Origin of the sequence: Nocardia goodfellowii (assembly GCF_017875645.1) — a bacterium.
GTDB classification, from domain to species: domain Bacteria; phylum Actinomycetota; class Actinomycetes; order Mycobacteriales; family Mycobacteriaceae; genus Nocardia; species Nocardia goodfellowii.
In genome coordinates this window covers 5,356,925-5,374,240 of record NZ_JAGGMR010000001.1, presented here as the reverse complement: position 1 = coordinate 5,374,240, position 17,316 = coordinate 5,356,925, and the positions used below count along the sequence as shown (strand labels likewise).

Annotated in this window: 15 protein-coding genes; 11 read left to right on the top strand and 4 right to left on the bottom strand. The window is 67.6% G+C overall.

Features of this window, described 5'->3' with window-relative positions; all coding sequences use genetic code 11:
* Positions 1-24: 24 nt before the first annotated feature.
* Positions 25-777: an SDR family oxidoreductase gene (locus BJ987_RS24705; protein WP_209894650.1), complete on the top strand. Its 753-nt coding sequence runs from the start codon at positions 25-27 to the stop codon at positions 775-777.
* Positions 778-789: 12 nt separating this feature from the next.
* Here BJ987_RS24705 and BJ987_RS24700 read toward each other — a convergent pair whose 3' ends face one another.
* Positions 790-1,434: a pentapeptide repeat-containing protein gene (locus BJ987_RS24700; RefSeq protein ID WP_209894647.1), complete on the bottom strand. Its 645-nt coding sequence runs from the start codon at positions 1,432-1,434 to the stop codon at positions 790-792.
* Positions 1,435-1,545: 111 nt separating this feature from the next.
* On the opposite strand from BJ987_RS24700, the gene BJ987_RS24695 reads away from it, so the two are divergent.
* From BJ987_RS24695 to BJ987_RS24670, 6 genes are all read left to right on the top strand, one after another.
* Positions 1,546-2,517 (top strand): aldo/keto reductase, encoded by a 972-nt coding sequence (locus BJ987_RS24695; protein WP_209894644.1) that lies wholly within the window; start codon positions 1,546-1,548, stop codon positions 2,515-2,517.
* Between the two features lie 498 nt (positions 2,518-3,015).
* Positions 3,016-4,254 carry a cysteine--1-D-myo-inosityl 2-amino-2-deoxy-alpha-D-glucopyranoside ligase gene (gene mshC / locus BJ987_RS24690; RefSeq protein ID WP_209894640.1) on the top strand — a complete coding sequence of 413 codons (1,239 nt, stop codon included), beginning with the start codon at positions 3,016-3,018 and terminating at the stop codon, positions 4,252-4,254.
* 214 nt (positions 4,255-4,468) lie between these two features.
* Positions 4,469-5,569 (top strand): MBL fold metallo-hydrolase, encoded by a 1,101-nt coding sequence (locus tag BJ987_RS24685; protein WP_209894637.1) that lies wholly within the window; start codon positions 4,469-4,471, stop codon positions 5,567-5,569.
* A 72-nt stretch (positions 5,570-5,641) separates the two neighbouring features.
* Entirely contained in the window at positions 5,642-6,613 is a 972-nt protein-coding gene (locus tag BJ987_RS24680) for an ATP-dependent DNA ligase (protein WP_443677957.1), read from the top strand.
* Positions 6,614-6,667: 54 nt separating this feature from the next.
* A complete protein-coding gene (locus BJ987_RS24675; RefSeq protein ID WP_209894634.1) occupies positions 6,668-7,372 on the top strand; it encodes a TVP38/TMEM64 family protein in 705 nt (234 codons plus the stop codon).
* A 50-nt stretch (positions 7,373-7,422) separates the two neighbouring features.
* Positions 7,423-8,157 (top strand): dienelactone hydrolase family protein, encoded by a 735-nt coding sequence (locus BJ987_RS24670; RefSeq protein WP_209894631.1) that lies wholly within the window; start codon positions 7,423-7,425, stop codon positions 8,155-8,157.
* Here BJ987_RS24670 and BJ987_RS24665 read toward each other — a convergent pair.
* Positions 8,133-9,995 (bottom strand): Na+/H+ antiporter, encoded by a 1,863-nt coding sequence (locus tag BJ987_RS24665; RefSeq protein WP_209899003.1) that lies wholly within the window; start codon positions 9,993-9,995, stop codon positions 8,133-8,135. The two genes, BJ987_RS24670 and BJ987_RS24665, sit on opposite strands and share 25 nt — an antisense overlap.
* Positions 9,996-10,171: 176 nt before the next feature.
* Between BJ987_RS24665 and BJ987_RS24660 the strand changes: the two genes are divergently transcribed.
* The 4 genes from BJ987_RS24660 (at position 10,172) to BJ987_RS24645 (ending at position 13,547) form a co-directional block, all read left to right on the top strand.
* Positions 10,172-11,095 carry an alpha/beta fold hydrolase gene (locus tag BJ987_RS24660; protein ID WP_307869745.1) on the top strand — a complete coding sequence of 308 codons (924 nt, stop codon included), beginning with the start codon at positions 10,172-10,174 and terminating at the stop codon, positions 11,093-11,095.
* Between the two features lie 213 nt (positions 11,096-11,308).
* Positions 11,309-11,944, top strand: coding sequence for a TetR/AcrR family transcriptional regulator (locus BJ987_RS24655; protein ID WP_307869744.1), 636 nt, complete (start codon positions 11,309-11,311; stop codon positions 11,942-11,944).
* Between the two features lie 173 nt (positions 11,945-12,117).
* Positions 12,118-13,002 (top strand): hypothetical protein, encoded by an 885-nt coding sequence (locus tag BJ987_RS24650; protein ID WP_209894627.1) that lies wholly within the window; start codon positions 12,118-12,120, stop codon positions 13,000-13,002.
* Positions 13,003-13,157: 155 nt separating this feature from the next.
* Positions 13,158-13,547: a hypothetical protein gene (locus BJ987_RS24645; protein ID WP_209894624.1), complete on the top strand. Its 390-nt coding sequence runs from the start codon at positions 13,158-13,160 to the stop codon at positions 13,545-13,547.
* A 6-nt stretch (positions 13,548-13,553) separates the two neighbouring features.
* Here the strand turns inward: BJ987_RS24645 and BJ987_RS24640 are convergent, their stop codons facing one another.
* Complete coding sequence (locus tag BJ987_RS24640; protein WP_209894621.1) at positions 13,554-15,740, bottom strand: molybdopterin oxidoreductase family protein; 2,187 nt, start codon at positions 15,738-15,740, stop codon at positions 13,554-13,556.
* A 134-nt stretch (positions 15,741-15,874) separates the two neighbouring features.
* Entirely contained in the window at positions 15,875-16,768 is an 894-nt protein-coding gene (locus BJ987_RS24635) for an SGNH/GDSL hydrolase family protein (RefSeq protein WP_209894617.1), read from the bottom strand.
* Between the last annotated feature and the right edge of the window lie 548 nt (positions 16,769-17,316).

Here is a 17,316-nt window from a genome sequence, read left to right as displayed (position 1 = left end):
GACCGCAAACACAGGAGGTTGGCAATGCGGATCGCGGTAATCGGAGCGAGCGGACGGATCGGCCGTGAGGTGTCGGCCGTCTTACGGCAGCGAGGGCACGAGGTGGCGGCGCTCACCCGGTCGGCGGGTGTGGATGTCTACAGCGGCGCGGGACTGCCCGGCGCGTTGACCGGAGCGCAGGTGGTGATCGACGCGACCAACGCCTCGACCACCGACACCGCGGCGGTGCGCGACTATTTCCGCACCATCGCCCGCAACATCCAGCAGGAGTCCGTGGACGCCGGGGTGCGGCGGATCGCGCTCGTGTCGATCATCGGTATCGAGCGTTTGCCCGCCGGGCATTACGCGGGCAAGCTCGCCCATGAGCAGGCCTATCAGGAAGGACCGGTGCCGGTGCGGATCCTGCGGGCCGCCCAGTTCCACGAGTTCACCGAAATGATGCTCGAGTGGACGACCCAGGGCGACACCGCCGCCGTCCCGAAAACGCGCACCCAGCTGGTCGCGGCCCGCACCGTGGCCGAGCACCTCGCGGAAATCGCGGTCGCGGAGCAGGCCCCCGACCGGCTCGACATCGCCGGTCCCGAAGCGCTCGACCTCGCGGCCGCGACCGCGAAACTGGCGGCGCGGCGCGGATATCCACGCCATGTCGAGGAAATCCTCGACACCACCGACCCCAACCATCGGGCGCAGGCCGACGGCGCGCTGCTGCCCGGTCCGGACGCGGTCCTCGCCGGGCCGAGCTTCCAGCAATGGCTGGACCGCACCTATCCGGCGTGAGCCAGCGCAGCCCTAGTCGCGCACGATAATGCCCGCGTTCTGGGCGAACGCGGGCGCGAGATCCATCAGCTGCCCGTAGTTGACGGTGGCCCCGCGCAGCGCGTCCAGGCCGCTGGCGATATCGATGGTCCGGGCGCCGCGCAGGTCCACATCCTGCAACCGCGCCCGGTCCAGCGCGATACGTGTCAGCGTCGAGCCGGGAACAGTGATTTGCCGCAGCGCCGACTCGGCGAAGTCGACATCACGCAGCACGCAGTCCACGAACTGCACCTCCCGCAGATTCGCGTTGCGGAAATTGACCCCCTCGAATTTGCAGCCTTCGAAACGGATCCGGCGCAAACCGGCGCTGACGATTTCGACCCCCGACCATGCCGAATCGACCAATTCGGCGTCCTGCCAATCGGTTTGGCCCAGATTCGTGCCGACCAGCCGCACTCCGCGCATCCACACATCGGCGAAACGGGTGAACCGCAGACTGCCCTGGGTGACGGTCGACTCCGTCAGCACGGACTCGGTGAAACGCGAACCCCGGCAATCCGGGGCATCGAAATGGCAGCCGGCGAGATGGAGGTTGTCGTATTCCTGATCGGCCTCGAGCTCACCGTCGAAGGGTTGCAGGTGACGGGCGTAGGGGAGATCGGTCAAGGCGCGCGGCATGACATCGAGCCTAATCCTCGTCGAAGGCCGGTGATGTCGGCCGTGCCGGGTGCTGATGGTAGCCCTGACAGGGTCTCCCTAGCCGGGCGCGGCCTGCACCAGACTGGGTGCATGCGCTATCGACTCTTCGGCTCGACCGGACTGCGGGTCTCGGAAATCATCTTGGGCACCATGGGTTTTCGTGATCCCGAGCAGGCACGGCCCGTGCTTGCCGCCTATGCCGAGGCGGGCGGCAATGTGCTCGACACCGCCTCGGCCTATGGCACCAGCGAGGAGGTGCTCGGGCAGATCATCGAGCACCGGGACCGGTTCGTCCTCGGCAGCAAATACACCCTCACCCGCGACGCCGCCGACCCCAACGCCGCGGGCAATCACCGCAAGAACTTGACGTTGTCACTGGAACAGAGCCTGCGCCGGTTACGCACCGACTATCTCGATATCTACTGGGTGCACGTCTGGGATCGGCACACTCCGCTGGAGGAGACGATGCGCGCGCTGGACGACGCGGTGCGCGCGGGCAAGGTGCTGTACCTGGGTGTCTCCGACGCACCCTCCTGGGTGGTCGCGCGCGCGAACACGCTGGCCGAATGGCGCGGCTGGACACCGTTCTCCGGGGTGCAGGTGCCCTACAGCCTGCTCTCCCGCGACATCGAACGCGAACTGCTGCCGATGGCGGAAACCCTGGGTTTGAGCGTCACCGCGTGGGCGCCCCTGGCCGGCGGCAAACTGACTGTCAGCGCGTCGAGCCGGCGAGTCACCCCGGCCGATCTCACCGACACCGAACGCGCGGCGGCCGCCGCGGTCGCCGAAGTCGCCGCCGACCTGGGCGCCACCCCCGCCCAAGTCGCACTCGCCTGGACTCGGCACCGCTCCGCCGCGGTCCTACCGATCATCGGCCCCCGCGACGTCACCCAGCTACGCGACAACCTCGCCGCCCTCGACCTCGAACTCCCCGCCGCCGCGATCACCACCCTGGAATCGTCCGCACCGTTCGAACGCGGCTTCCCCGCCGATTTCATCGCCGAATGTGACGAGTCGGAATTCGTCTACGGGGCTGCGGCGACGAGCGTGCATCCGCGGTGAACGGGCCGGCCGCAGACTTTGGGGCCATCGGTGGGTGCAAGCGAAGGGTTCGCTGTAGAGCAGCAGGCGGCCGCGGATGCCGTCGAGTAGGTCTTCCAAGCTCGTCTTCGGTCCGGCTTCGGTAGAAGGAGCTCGTCGTGTCGGCTGATCGGCGCTCGCGGTGTGGCTCTAAGGGTGTTCGCCCGATGCCATCGTCGGACTCGGTCCGGGGGTGTGGTCCAGTGCTTTCCTGCACCGGCCGCGCCGCGTCGCGGTAGACGAAGTTCATCTCGGCGAGCCGCGCTGCGACCGAGCCGGGCTGGTCAACCGATTTTCCTGCGGCGGCGTGATCCCCGTCATGCGCCGCGACCGGCGCTGTCGGATTCCGCCTGAGCCAAACCGTTGACATCTGTCGTGAACCCGATTTGCCCAGCTCGACGGCGGGGTAGCGGCGTCGGCGGGAGGACGCTCGGCGAGCCCGGGACGCGGGCGGCTCGACCACACCTTTACCCTCGAATCATGCAGTCCTGGTCCGATCTCGCCATCCCCGCCGTCCCCGGAGCAGGGCCGCCGTTGCGGTTGTACGACACCGCCGACCGGCAGGTGCGGCCGGTCACCCCCGGGCCCACGGCGACCATGTACGTCTGCGGCATCACCCCCTATGACGCCACCCACCTCGGGCATGCCGCGACCTATCTGACCTTCGACCTGGTCTACCGGTTGTGGCGCGACGCCGGCCACGACGTGCACTACGTGCAGAACGTCACCGACGTCGACGACCCGCTGTTCGAGCGCGCAGCCCGCGACGGCTTGGACTGGCGCGAGCTGGGCACTCGCGAGATCAACCTGTTCCGCGAGGACATGACCGCGTTGCGCATCGTGCCGCCGCGCGACTACATCGGCGCCATCGAATCGGTGGACGAGGTGGTGGAGCTGGTGGAGAAGCTGCTCGCCGCGGGCGCCGCCTACACCGTCGAGGACGCCGAATACCCCGACATCTACTTCCGTGCCGACGCCACCGAACAGTTCGGCTACGAATCGGGCTACGACCGGGCCACCATGGAGCGTTTGTTCGCCGAACGCGGCGGCGACCCGGATCGCCCTGGCAAACGCGACACCATCGACGCCCTGCTGTGGCGCGCCGCCCGTCCTGACGAACCGTCCTGGCCCGCCCCCTTCGGCGCGGGACGGCCCGGCTGGCACATCGAGTGCGCCGCGATCGCCCTGAACCGTCTCGGCCCCGAATTCGATATCCAGGGCGGCGGCAGCGACCTCATCTACCCTCATCACGAATACTCCGCCGCGCACGCCGAAGCGCTCGGCGACACCCGCCGTTTCGCCCGCCACTACGTGCACGCCGGTCTGATCGGTTTGGACGGCGAGAAGATGTCGAAATCCAAGGGCAACTTGGTGCTGGTCTCCAAGCTGCGCCGCGCGGGCACCGACCCGGCCGCGATCCGACTGGGCTTGCTCGCCGGCCACTACCGCGCCGACCGCATGTGGACCGAGGCGGTACTCGCCGGCGCCGAACGCCGCCTCGACCTGTGGCGGCGCGCCGCCGCCCGGTCCACCGGCCCGTCGGCCACCGATACCGTCGCCCGCCTGCGCCAGCACCTGGCCGACGACCTGGACACTCCCAAAGCCCTTGCCGCGGTGGACAACTGGGCCGAACAAGCCTTGTCCTACGGCGGCCCGGACGCGGACGCCCCGGCCCTGATCACCGCCACCGTCGACGCCCTGCTGGGTATTCAGCTCTGACCCTGGCGCGTCGGCTACAGCGTGCTGGTGGCATGCGCGTCGGTGGCATTCGGTCGGTGAGTGCACCGCGGCCGCAAGAAGCTCGACCCGACGCCCGGCATACGAACTCCGTCCCGGGCTCGGCATACGACCTGGTTCCGGTGCGCCGAGGACGCGTGGGCTTTCTCGGCGCACCGCCCTTGTCGCGGAACGTGTTTCATGGTGGGCTGCACGCGTGTGCAATCTGGATCCTCGGCGGCTGATCGGGCGGCGAACGGTATTGGGCGGGGTGCTGGGGGCCGGGGTGCTGCTGGGCGCCGGGCGGTTGCGGGCCTCGGCCCAGCCGGGTGACCCGCGCACGGTCGGTGCGCGGCAGCGGTTCTTCGGGGTCGAGAACGTCGATCCCGAGACCGGTGCGGTGCGCTCGGATCGGGTCGTGCTGTCGTGGGTGGGCTGTGCGACCTATGCGGTGGCTTTCGCCGGTTCGGTCCTGCTGCTCGATGCGTGGGTGCCGCGGCTGACCAGCTCCGGCTACTCCCCGGCGACACCGCAGGATCTCGCCGATCTGCGGCCGGAGGCGATTTTCATCGGGCACGGGCATTTCGATCATGCGGCCGACGCGGGCCGGATCGCGCAGGCCTGCGGTGCGGTGGTGCACGGGACGGCCGAGCACTGTGCCGCGATCCGCGCGCAGGTACCGGACCCGGCGTTCGCGACCGTCGCCCTCGGTGATGCGAGCACCCCGATCGGGCAGCGGCACGACTGCACGGTCGGGGCGGTGGCGGTCACCGCGATCCGGCACCTGCATTCCGGGCCGACCGCGCCCGATCGCGACGATCCGGCGTCCCCGTTCATCCCGGCGCCGGAGTTGTGCGCGCTGGTGCGGCATCCGCCCGCACTCGAAGGTGTGCTGCACAACCTGCCGCGCCTGCTCGACGCCGAGAACGGGGTGCTGCTCTATCAGTTCCGGGTGCCCGGGTTCTGCCTGGTGTGGCACGACTCGGCGGGCCCGCTGATCGAGAAGGCCCCGCAGGTGCTCGAGGTGCTCGCCGGTCTTCCCGCCACCGATCTGCATGTCGGCACGATCCAGGGCTTCAACCAGTTCACCAACGGGTTGCGCGATCCCCGCACCTACATCGAGGCGCTGCGGCCGTCGCTGTTCGTGCCGACCCATCACGACAATTGGCTACCCGGGCTCACCTCCAGCGCCGCCGCCTACGATCCGCCGCTGCGGGCGGAGCTGGCGCGCCTGCCGTCGGATTCGCGACCGGAACTGCGTTCGCTGCATGATCCGGCCGACTACCTCAACCCCGCCCGTCTCACCTTCCAGCTCTGAGCGAAGCCCACCGTTGCCGAACCGTGTCTGAAACACCTCCACATCAAAGTTTGCTGGACATACGCTGGCGCGGTGGCATCGGTACCGTCTCCCATGCTGGCGACCGCAGGACGGCCGCCCGATCAGCCGGGCCGCTGGGCGATCGAGATGAAGTGGGACGGCATCCGCGCGGTCATCCGATGCGATGGCGACTCCTGCCGGTTCTTCAGCCGCAACAACCGCGACATCACCCGCTCTTATCCCGAATTATCCAGTGCGCTAACCGAATTGGCGGCCGGACGACGCTTCGTGATCGACGGTGAGATCACCGCCCCCGAACCCGGCACCGGCGCGCCGTCCTTCGGGCGGCTGCAGCGGCGCATGCACGTCCTCAACCCCTCGCCGGCACTGCAGCGGGAGGTACCGGTCGAATACTTCGCTTTCGATTTGCTGGAACTGGAAGGAGAGTCGCTGATGAGCTTGCCGTACCAGGAACGCCGAGACCGGCTCGCCGCACTGGACCTGGAAGGCCCCGGCGTGCGCACCTCCCCGTACTGGGTCGATGTCGATGTCCCGACCATGGTGGCGCTGGCCCACGAACATCACCTCGAGGGCATCGTCAGCAAGCTGCTCACCTCGACCTACCGTCCCGGCACCCGCTCCCCGGCCTGGATCAAAACCCCGTTCCGCCACACCACCGAAGCCATCGTCGCGGGCTGGCTCCCCGGCAGCGGCCGCTTCTCCACCACCTTCGGCTCACTGATCCTGGGCGCCTACGACGACGCCGGCCGCCTGGTCCACATCGGCAACGTCGGCACCGGCTGGACCCTGCCCGCCCGGCGCGCCCTGCAAACCGACCTCGACCGAATCGCGCGCTCCGACAGCCCCTTCGACATCGACCCCCCGGCCGTGGTCGCACGCACCGCACACTGGGTCGACCCCACCATCGTCGCCGACGTCGAATACCGCGAGGCCAGCCCCGAAGGCCTGCGCCACCCGAGCTGGCGCGGCATTCGCATCGACAAATCCCCGCGAGAAGTGAAGACCCCGCTGACCAGAGCCTGAGACCGCGACCTCGATTCGCGAGCCCGCCACCCGTGCGGCAGGGTGGATCGCACCATGACAGACAACGACGACATCGCCGAGACCGGCCGCTGGCGCCACGGCGTGCGACTCGCGCTGTACGCGGGGTTCCTGCTCGCCATGTTCTACTTCGTCGCGGTCGCACGAATCATCGACATCGACGCCGTGCGCGACCTGGTCGCCGAGACCGGCCCCGCGGCCCCGCTGGTCTATGTGATCGTTTCGGCGGTGCTCGGGGCCGCGCTGATCCCGGGCCCCCTCCTCGCCGCAGGCAGCGGATTGCTGTTCGGTCCGCTGCTCGGCACCTTCGTCACCCTCGGCGCGACGGTCGGTGCGGCGGTGCTGTGCGCTTTCCTGGGCCGGCGAGCCGGACGCCGCAGTGCCCGCGGGGTACTCGGCGCCGAGCGCGCGGATCGCATCGACGCACAGATCGCCCGGCGCGGACTGTGGGCCGTGGTCGGCCAACGCTTCGTCCCGGGCGCACCGGATGCGTTGGCCTCCTACACCTTCGGCGCGTTCGGTGTGCCGATGTGGCAGATGGCGGTCGGCGCGTTCATCGGTTCGGCGCCGCGCTCATTCGTCTACACCGCCCTGGGCGCCTCGATCGGCGACCTGTCCGCACCCCTGGCCTACGCCGCGATCACCGTATGGTGCGTGGTCGCCATCGTCGGCGCCTACGCCGCGCACCGCGGAATCCGCAGCTGGCGGCGCGAACGCGGCGCGGAATCGGCCCAGGCTTGACCGCGCGCCGATATGTACACGTCTGAGACAGTGATCTAGATTCGGTGTACATGGAGCACATCGAATTGGACGCACCCGACGGCCCGATCCACGCGGTCCTGGCGCGCCCGCAGGGGGAGGGGCCGTGGCCGGGTGTGGTGATCCTGCACGACATCACCGGCGACAGCGCGGATCTGCGCACCCACGCCGGCATGCTCGCCGAACACGGCTACCTGGCGATCGCCCCGAACCTGTTCTCCCGCGGGCGCACCCGCTGTATGCGCTCGGTGATGCGCGCGCTGTGGTTCACCGGCGGCAACAGCGAAGCCGACCGCGAACCGGTGCGCGACATCCTCGCCGCCCGAGACCGCCTGCGCGCCGACCCGGACTGCACCGGACGCATCGCGATCAGCGGCTTCTGCATGGGCGGCGGTTTCGCCCTGCTGTGCGCGCCCAAGGGTTTCGATGCCGCGGCCCCGTTCTACGGCGGCCTCTACGGCGATTACCGCACACTGCTCGACGGCGCCTGCCCCGTCGTGGCCTCCTACGCCGGCCTGGATCCCTCCCTGCCCGGCGCGCCGGCGAAACTCGAGCGCGCCCTCACCGAACTCGGCGTCGCGCACGACATCAAAACCTACCCGCGCACCACCCACGGCTTCGCCAACACCTTCCCCGGCGATCGCCTGCTACGAGTCACCGGATTCGGCCACAACGCGGCCGCGACCGCGGACGCCTGGCAGCGGGTGTTCGCGTTCTTCGACCAGCACCTGCGCGAGCGGCCTCAGCCGAGCAGTTCGTCGACATAACACCAGCGCCACGCCTCACCCGGCTCGATGCTGCGGATCACCGGATGGGCGCTCTCACGGAAATGCCCGGTGGCGTGATTACCCGGGGAGGAGTCGCAGCAGCCGATCTGCCCGCATGACAGGCACATCCGCAAATGCACCCAGGTCAGCCCCTCGGCCACACATTGCGCGCATTCGGCCGCACCGAGTGCTTCGGGAGCCAGCGGCGCGGCCCGCAGATGCGCGCAGTCATCGGCCGAGGTGGGCGCGGACAAGGTTTCGACGCGATCGTCCTCGGTTTCGTCGAAACGATCGATCATCGACTCCTCCAGGTCGAGCCGCGCCAGCACATGCTGCAGGATCTCGTAGTCCATGCCGCCGGCGTCACGCACCCGCAGCACCGTCTCGCGTTCGGCGGCCAGCATCGCCAAGCGCAGCCGCCGATATTCGGCGGTGGGAGTGGCCTGTTCGGCTTCCGAACGCCCGAGACGTTCCCAGGCCGCATTGGTTTTCCAGGCGACCCGTTCCCGCAGTGACTGCACCACCGCCTCCGGGGTTTCGGGAGTGACCTGCGCGTCGAGCACCGCCAGCCCCGCCGTGGTGGCCTGGGAGAGCAGACTCGCCTTCTGCAACGCGTCCTCGGCCCGGCTGGGTCCCCGCAGTTTCAGGGCACGCACCAGCCACGGCAACGAGGTCCCCTGCAACAGCAGGGTGCCGCCGACCACCACCAGCGCCAGCAGCTTCAACACCGCCAACTGCGGTGTGTCCTCGGGCAGCAACAGCACCGCCGCCAACGTCACCACCCCGCGCATCCCCGCCCACGACACCACCGTCGCGTGCTTGACCAACGACTGATCCGCGGGCACGGTCGTCATCCCGAGCCGATCGAACAGCACCGCCCACGGGAACACCCACAGCGGACGCGCCAGCACCACCGCCGCCAGCACCGCCAACGCCGTCAGCACCAGCGTGCGGTGATCCAGACCGCTACCCCAGGCGTCTTCCACGATCCGGCGCACCTGCAACCCGATGATCAAGAACACCGAGCTCTCCAGAATGAACTGGATGGTGCGCCAATTGGTGCGCTCGGCGATCCGGGACGCCGCGCTCTGCCAGACCGGCGCGTTGTGGCCCAAGATCATCCCGCACACCACCACCGCGATCACCCCGGAAGCGTGCACCTCTTCGGCGGGCAGATAGGCCACGAACGGCGCCAGGAACGACAGCGTGGTGTCCAGGACCGGATCGGTGATGCGCCGGCGCAGAAATGCCAGCAGATAGGCGACCACGATACCGACCAGCGCGCCACCCCCGGCGGCGAGCAGGAAGTCACCGCCCGCGTTCCACACCGACACCGTGCCCGCCGACGCCGCGATCGCGGTACGCAACGCCACCAGCGCGGTGGCGTCGTTGAACAGCGACTCGTCCTCCAGAATCGTGACGATCCGGCGCGGCATCCCGATCCGGCGGGCCACCGCGGTCGCGGCGACCGCGTCCGGCGGCGCCACCACCGCACCCAGCGCCACCGCCACCGCGAACGGCACCGGCAGCAGCCACCACACCACCGCCGCCACCACAAAAGTGGAAAACAACACCAGCCCCACCGACAGCAGCGCGATAGTGCGCAGATTGGCGCGGAAATCCACCAGAGAGGTGCGGATTGCGGCGGTGTAGAGCAGCGGCGGCAGCAACCCCAGCAACACCACCTCGGGATCCAGATGCACGACGGGCATGAACGGCAGATACGACGCCGCCACACCCGCCAGCGTCAGCACCAAAGGCTCGGACACCCCGAACCGCCGCGCCAAGGCCGCGAGACTGGCCGCCGACGCCACAAGAACCACCAGGCCGATCGCCATATGCACCGCAGCATTCTCGCAGAGCGTGCACACCGCCTCCCACTCACCGGCATACCGGCGGCGAACCCCACCGCTGGTAGTTGACATGTACCGCAGTGCCCGAAGCGCGGGTGCGAGTACCGTTCGCGCGCAATGCTGGTCCGCACACGCAAGCCGGTCGGCACAAGGAGGTAGACGTGGAAGAGGAGTTCGCGGACTGGCGGGCCAACGGCCGCCGGTTCACCCATCGCGGCCACCAGATCTTCTGGCGTGACAGCGCTTTCAGCGGCACCATGCCCACCGAGGACAACCCTGGCACCGAACGCGCCCTGCTCTGCGTGCACGGGTTCCCCACCGCATCCTGGGACTGGCATGCGATCTGGGCCGGACTGTGCGCGCGATTCCCCCGGGTCCTGGCCCCCGACATGATCGGCTTCGGCTGGTCGGCCAAACCCCGCGACTACGAATACTCCATCTACGACCAAGCCGACCTGCACGAGCAACTGTTGCGCGACCAGGGCTTGCGGCGCGTGCACCTGCTGGCCCACGACTACGGCGACACCGTCACCCAGGAACTGCTCGCCCGCGACACCGAACGCAAACGCTCGGGTGACGACACACTGGTCATCGAATCGGTGTGCCTGCTCAACGGCGGCCTGTTCCCCGAAACCCATCGAGCGCGACCGATCCAGAAACTCCTCGCCGGGCCACTCGGGCCGATGTTCAGCATGCTGGCCACCGAATCCACCTTCCAGCGCAGCCTGGCCGCCGTCTTCGGACCCGACACCAAACCCGCACCCGCCGAACTCGACCAATTCTGGCTGCTGTGGTGCGGCAAACACGGAAAACGCAACGGCCACAAACTGATCCGCTACATCGACGAACGCCGCAAGCACCGCGACCGCTGGGTCGGGGCCCTGATCGACACCGACGTCCCGCTGCGCTTGATCGACGGCCTGCTCGATCCCGTTTCCGGCGCGCACATGGTAGAGCGCTACCGCGAACTCGTCCCCGCCGCCGATGTCGTGGAACTGCCGAAGGTGGGCCATTACCCGCAGTTGGAGGCACCCGCGGAAACCTTGGAGGCATTCCTGGAGTTCCACAGCAATCGCGTGCCCTGATCCTCGGCGCCGCTTCGGATGTCCCGCACTGGATGTTCCCGCCGGATGTCCTGCGCCGGAGGTGTCGCGCACCGGATGTGCCGAGCTTCGGGAGGGGTCCCGCACCAGATGCGCCGCGCTACGGCAAAGGTGGCGCTGGGCCGGGGCATCACCTCTGTCCCCGGGCTGTATGTCCGTCCCCGGGCTTTATGGCGTTCCCCATAGACTGGCGACGTGGCAGCTACCCGCCGACCCCGCACCGGACCCGCTCGACCGCGTACGCCCGACGCACGGCAGCGGATGATCGCCGGCGCCATCGACTCCCTGCGCGTCCACGGCGCCAGCGGCACCAGCGTCGATCGCGTCCTCGCCGCGACCGGCGCACCACGCGGATCGGTGTACCACCATTTCCCAGGCGGCCGCACCCAGCTCCTCGGTGACGCGGTCACCGCCGCAGGCGCGGCGATGAGCGAATTCATCGAACACTGCACCCGCGACAACACCCCGGCCCGAGCCCTCGACCAGTTCGCCGCCCTCTGGCGTAAATCCCTGCGCGACAGCAACTTCCGTGCCGGATGCCCGATCTTCGCCGTCGCCGTGGAATCCAACGACGAAACCCCCGAACTCGCCCGCGCCGCCACCGAGATCTTCGCCCGCTGGCACACCGCCCTGACCGCCCTGCTCCTGCGCCACGACATCCCCGCCGCCCGCGCCCACCGCCTCGCCACCCTCACCGTCGCCGCCGTCGAAGGCGCCATCGCCCTGTGCCGCATCCAGCACAGCACCCAACCCCTCGATGACGCCGTCGAAGAACTACGCGCCTTTTACACCACACCCGGACCGCAGACCACGGACGCGGGTTCCATCTGATCAGGGGCGGGGCAGCGATGACATTCCCGGGTTGGATGGCGATGCGCTACCGCATCTCACGGGGACTTCCTAGCGTTCAGGTACGAAGCGCTGTGACGTTATACGCTTCCTCGCGAACCTTCGGAAAGTGCAGTAGGCGTGGACAGTTCGGCCCGACAGGGAACGAGGCAACGATGACACCGGACCCGCTTCGGGCCTGGCACGACAGGATCTATTTTCTCCTGCTCGGCCTGGGAGATATCGATCTGAAGGACAGTGGTATCCGGCTCGATCACTCTCGGCGCTCGCTCGCGGAGCTGGAGCCCGTACTCCTGGAACGGTTCGCCACACCAGGGCACTTGTCCGGGCCGATGGTCAGCCAATTCGTCGCGGGCATGATTGCCTACATCGGTGAATCCCTGATGCGGGTAGCAGGCGGGCAATGGGTCTGGGGACCCACTCGATCCGCTTCGGACGGGCCGGTCGCTTCCGCTGATCCGGTGCTCGAGCTGACGCCCGTGGCACCGATTGATCTGCTGAGCGATGTCGTTACCGACCGATCCGGGAACCGGCTGACCGAGACCTACGATCGCTGGGCACACGCTGTCGAGGTACACCGGCACAGCAACCCGTCGTGGCAGCCGGAGAAACAGCGCACGATGGCAGACCCGCCCGCAGAAGATACGGACGCCGTCCGTGTCTGGTTGACAGAGCAGGAAGCGGAATTCCCGGCGTGGGTGACCGAATACGGGGCCGGGTTCGTGTGGGACTTCGATCCGGCGTCCCTTGCCGCCGTCGAGGACGTGCTGCGCAGGAACATGACCGTCCTGGAAGAACTCGCGGAGCCGCAACACAGGAGACTGCGCGACGGCGCGGCCTGGTATGTCGGTGAGACATTCCGGCGTCGGCTGGGTGGACGCTGGCTCAAACTGGGGCGCGCCGGTAAGCGCAACTTTCCGATGCTCAAAGGTCTCGGCTCCCGGCAAACGTTCCAGCTCACGCCCGTCCTCGCGTTGGAAACCGCCCTTCAGACCCCCGGCAGCCTGTCCAAACGCTTCGCGACAGTGGCGGAAGGATGATCCGGGCCGGGACAGCTGACGCTGAATGATCGCTGCGACATCGAGCCGTCGACTCCGACCTCGGAGTTCACGCCGGTCGGTAGCGGATCGGCCGACGGCCGCGGCTGACCCCCGATGCCGCGACACGGCACGGCGGTCGCCCGTAGAGTCTGCCCATGGCGGTCCAGTTAGAGCTGCACTCCGCGCCACCGTTGCGGCTGAGCCCCGAATGCGTGGTGTACAGCGGGCACGCACGCCTGTTCCGGACCGCGATGGTCATGATCCAGACCTCCAGCGCGCCGGGCGAACAATTCGGATTCTTCCTGCCCGAAGTCCCCGCGCTCACCGCAGGCACCGCAGAACCGCAGCTGTGGGCCGAAGCGTCGCTGATGACGGCCATTGCCACCTCGACCTCCGGCAGCTTCCCGTTCGGGGTCGAAAAAGTACACGCCGCCTACGTACCGGACCCACGCGGCGGCAGCGACCGCTGGCTGAATCTCTCCGGCACCGCCCACATCGGACGCGAGATCCGGATCGGCTATCGAGTCACCGTCCAGAGCACCTGAGACCGATCAGCCGACGACCGCGGCCGTCTCCGTCGATTCGGTGCCGGCCGATTCCACGGCGTCCACCCGCACCCAGGTGCTGTTGACCGCGGCCGTGCCGGAAAAAGTGTCGGTGAGTGCCGGGTCGTGCAGCACATTGACGTTCTTGCCCGGCAACGATGCCGCCAGCAGCCAGCCGACACCCGGTTCCTGATGACCCCAGCCGTGCGGAACAGCGATCGTGCCGGGACGGATCTCATCACTGATCTCGACCGGCACCACGATGGACCCGGTCCGCGAGGTGACAGTGACCGGCACGCCGTCGGTGAGACCGCGAGCCGTCGCGTCCTCGGGATGCATCAACGCGGTGCAGCGGTCCTTGCCCTTCACCATCGAAGGCACATTGTGCAGCCACGAATTGTTGCTGCGCAGATGACGGCGACCGATCAGACGCAGATCGAACTCGTCGCCGCCGGCCCGCCCACCCTGCCGCACCTCGTCGAGCAGGGCGCGCGCGGCCCGCACGAAATCCGATGGCGCCAACCGCACTTTGCGGTCCTTGGTGCCGATCAACCGAGGCAGCCGCGGCCGCAGCGGACCCAGATCGACCCCGCCCGCACTCGCGCGCACCTTGCCGACCGTCAAACCCTTCAGACCACGACGCAGCACACCATAGGGACCCGCCGCGATACCCAACGCCGACAACCGCATCGGACTCAACTGCTCGAAAAGCCGATTGATCGCACCGGTAGTGAAACCCCGCGCGGGCAACGGCAGCAACTCGGTCACCAACCGAGCCATGATCTCCCAATCCTCGAGCCCGTCGGCCGGCGGATCGAAGACACGAGCGTTGTAACGCAAATTATTGCGAACACTGAACAGGGGGAGTAGCACATCCAAATCCTCGCGCTCCAACGGCGAGATCGGCGGCAGAATGATATCGGCATGGCGAGTCGTCTCGGTGACGTACATATCCACCGCGACATAGAAATCCAGACCAGCCAAAGCCGCGGCCAATTCACCACGGTTCGGCGTGGACAGCACCGGATTGCCCGCATAGGTCACCATCGCCCGGATGCTGCCGTTGCGGATCTCGTCGGTCAGCACCGCCACCGGCAATTCGGTCCGGAACGACTTGTACCGCCCCGAACTATCGGTCCACGCGCCATGCCCCATCGGCAGATACTTACCGAAGCGAGCCGCATCGATCGGCGGGGTCGCGAACATGTGCCCGCCTGGCCGGTCCAAATTTCCGGTGACCGCGTTGACCACATTCACCAGCCAATGCGTGAGCGTGCCCGTCACCTGCAGGCACACCCCGAGCCGGGCATACAGCACCGCCGAACCCGCGGCCGCGTGCTCACGCGCCAACCGGCGAATGACCTCCGCGTCCACACCCGCCATCGGCGCCGCCCGCTCCGGAGTGAAATCGGCGACGAGCGCGCGGATCTCACCCCACCCCGAGCACTGTTCCGCGATCGCCCGCTCATCACACAGCTTCTCGGTGACCAGCACATGCAACATCGCCAGCAGCAGATACGGATCCCCGCCCGGCGTGACAGCGACATGCTCATCGGCCAGCCGCGCGGTCTCGGTGCGCCGCGGGTCGATCACCACAACCTTCCCACCACGCGTGCGCACATCCTTGATCCGCAGCTTCGCCCCCGGCATCGTCGTGATCGACCCATTGGACACCGCCGGATTAGCACCCAGCACCACCAGCCGATCGGTGCGATCGATATCGGCCACCGGCATCAACAGATTCGACCCGAACATCCGCCACGCCACGAACTCCTGCGGAAACTGATCAATCGAGGAGGCAGTGAAGAAATGCTTGGTCAGCAACGCCGCCCGCAACAGCGCGCCATAGATCACCGAGGAACTGTGCGCCGCCGGGTTACCCAGATACATACCGATCGCGCTCGGTCCATGCTCGCCGCGCACCGCGCGCAACCGCCGCCCGATCTCGGCGAAGGCCTCGTCCCAGCCGATCGGCACGAACTCGGAACCCACCCGACGCACCGGAGTGCGCAGGCGATCCGGGTCGTGATGCAGCCCGCCCATCGCCGTCGCCTTCGGACAGATGTAACCCTTGGACAGGACATCGTCGGGATTACCCTCGATGCGGGTCACCTGCTGGTCCTCGACGGTGACCAGGATTCCGCAGTGGGCCTCACACAGCGTGCACTGCCGGGCAATAGTCGTAGCGCTCACAGGCGATCACCTTTTCCCTCGGTGACCCCAGGCTACCCTGAGTGACCCAGACGGTACAGGCACCCTATTCAACCGTCACAGTGACGCTTTACGTTGGGGCGCAGTGTGATACGGGGGAGCGGCGCGTCCGGCCGCTACCGACCCAGCACTGTCAGCACACTGCGCGCCTGATGATCCGAACCCAGCTGATTCGGATGGAACGGTACCGCCGGACCTGCCGGGTCACTGGTAAGCGGCACCAAACCCTCACCCCAGCGCACACCCGGCGGCTGACACGCATCATGACCGTGACTGCCCGCATAGGTATCGACATGCTCCACACCGTTGATCCGCGCCACCCGCGCCAACATCGCGTTCAACTCGATCAGCCGATGCCCCAACCAGACCGCATCCCCATCCGAGATCGGGATCTCCGGAAAACACCCGCCCTCGACGCCCACGATCTCGAAATAGTTCAGCAGCAGAATCCGCGCCTTCGGCGACCGCTCCCGAATACCGCGCAACACCGCGCCCACCTTCGGCTCGGCCAGCGCGATAGCCGCCGACATCCGATCCACACCACCCGCCGTGAACGACGTCAGGCACGGCGTCGCCGCCGGATCCGCAGTGATGCAGCCCAGCACCGCCGCCGCCAACCCCGCGTCGTTACCGCCGATCAGCACCGTCACCAAATCGGTGGACGGACTGAGCTGATCGAACTGCGGGGGATTACCCGTCGCCGGCCTCGATACCTGCGGCCTGGTCATATCGTCGGTGACCGCACCACCACACGACGCGTCCCGGAACTCCGGCACCGCCAACGCCGCCGCCACCTGCCGCGCATAGTTGCTACGGCTCTGCAAGCACGACACCGGCGTGAACTCCGCGGTCAGCGTCGACGGATTCAACGTCACATCCGCCGCCCACGAATCACCCAGCGCCACATACTCACTGAACGCCGGAACCGCCTCCGCCGTCGGCGCCACCGCCGACACCGTTCCGAAACCCACAGCGACACAGACGAACAACGCCAAAGATGTCTTCTTCATGACCCTCCAGACATGCGCCCCGACCTGAGCCCACGCCCAGCGAACGTGAAACTACCAGCCGGTAATCGGTCTCCGCAGCAGAAACCGAATAGCGTTCGGTCAGCTTCGGCGCAGAAGCGTTGGAAGCCGCCTAAGCTCCAACGGCCGCAAATCACTCGCCGACACGCTGTAGCACGGCCCACCGGCTGACCTGAAATCGACGTCGAGGAGGCAGCCATCATTCCTTTAGCTCTCTCACACAAACCATTCCAGTTCCCACATTCCGTCACAGTGACGTTTTGAGCGAAGGTGGCTGAACCCCGAAAGAGAGGGATGCGGCGGCGAATAGTCGTGCAAATCAATATATTTCGCTAGATAGCACATTTGGCAGGAATATTTCCTTTGGGCGATAAATGACGCAGAGCGAATCAAACCGCATCACTCGAGATGCACAGGAAGGCGCGCAAAGCCTAGGAGAGCCAATGGGCTAGAGACGTCAGCGGTCGTACGAAACAGTGCTCGCAACAACGTAGTTCGCGAACCGCGCCAACCCCGATCCCAGCAACGTT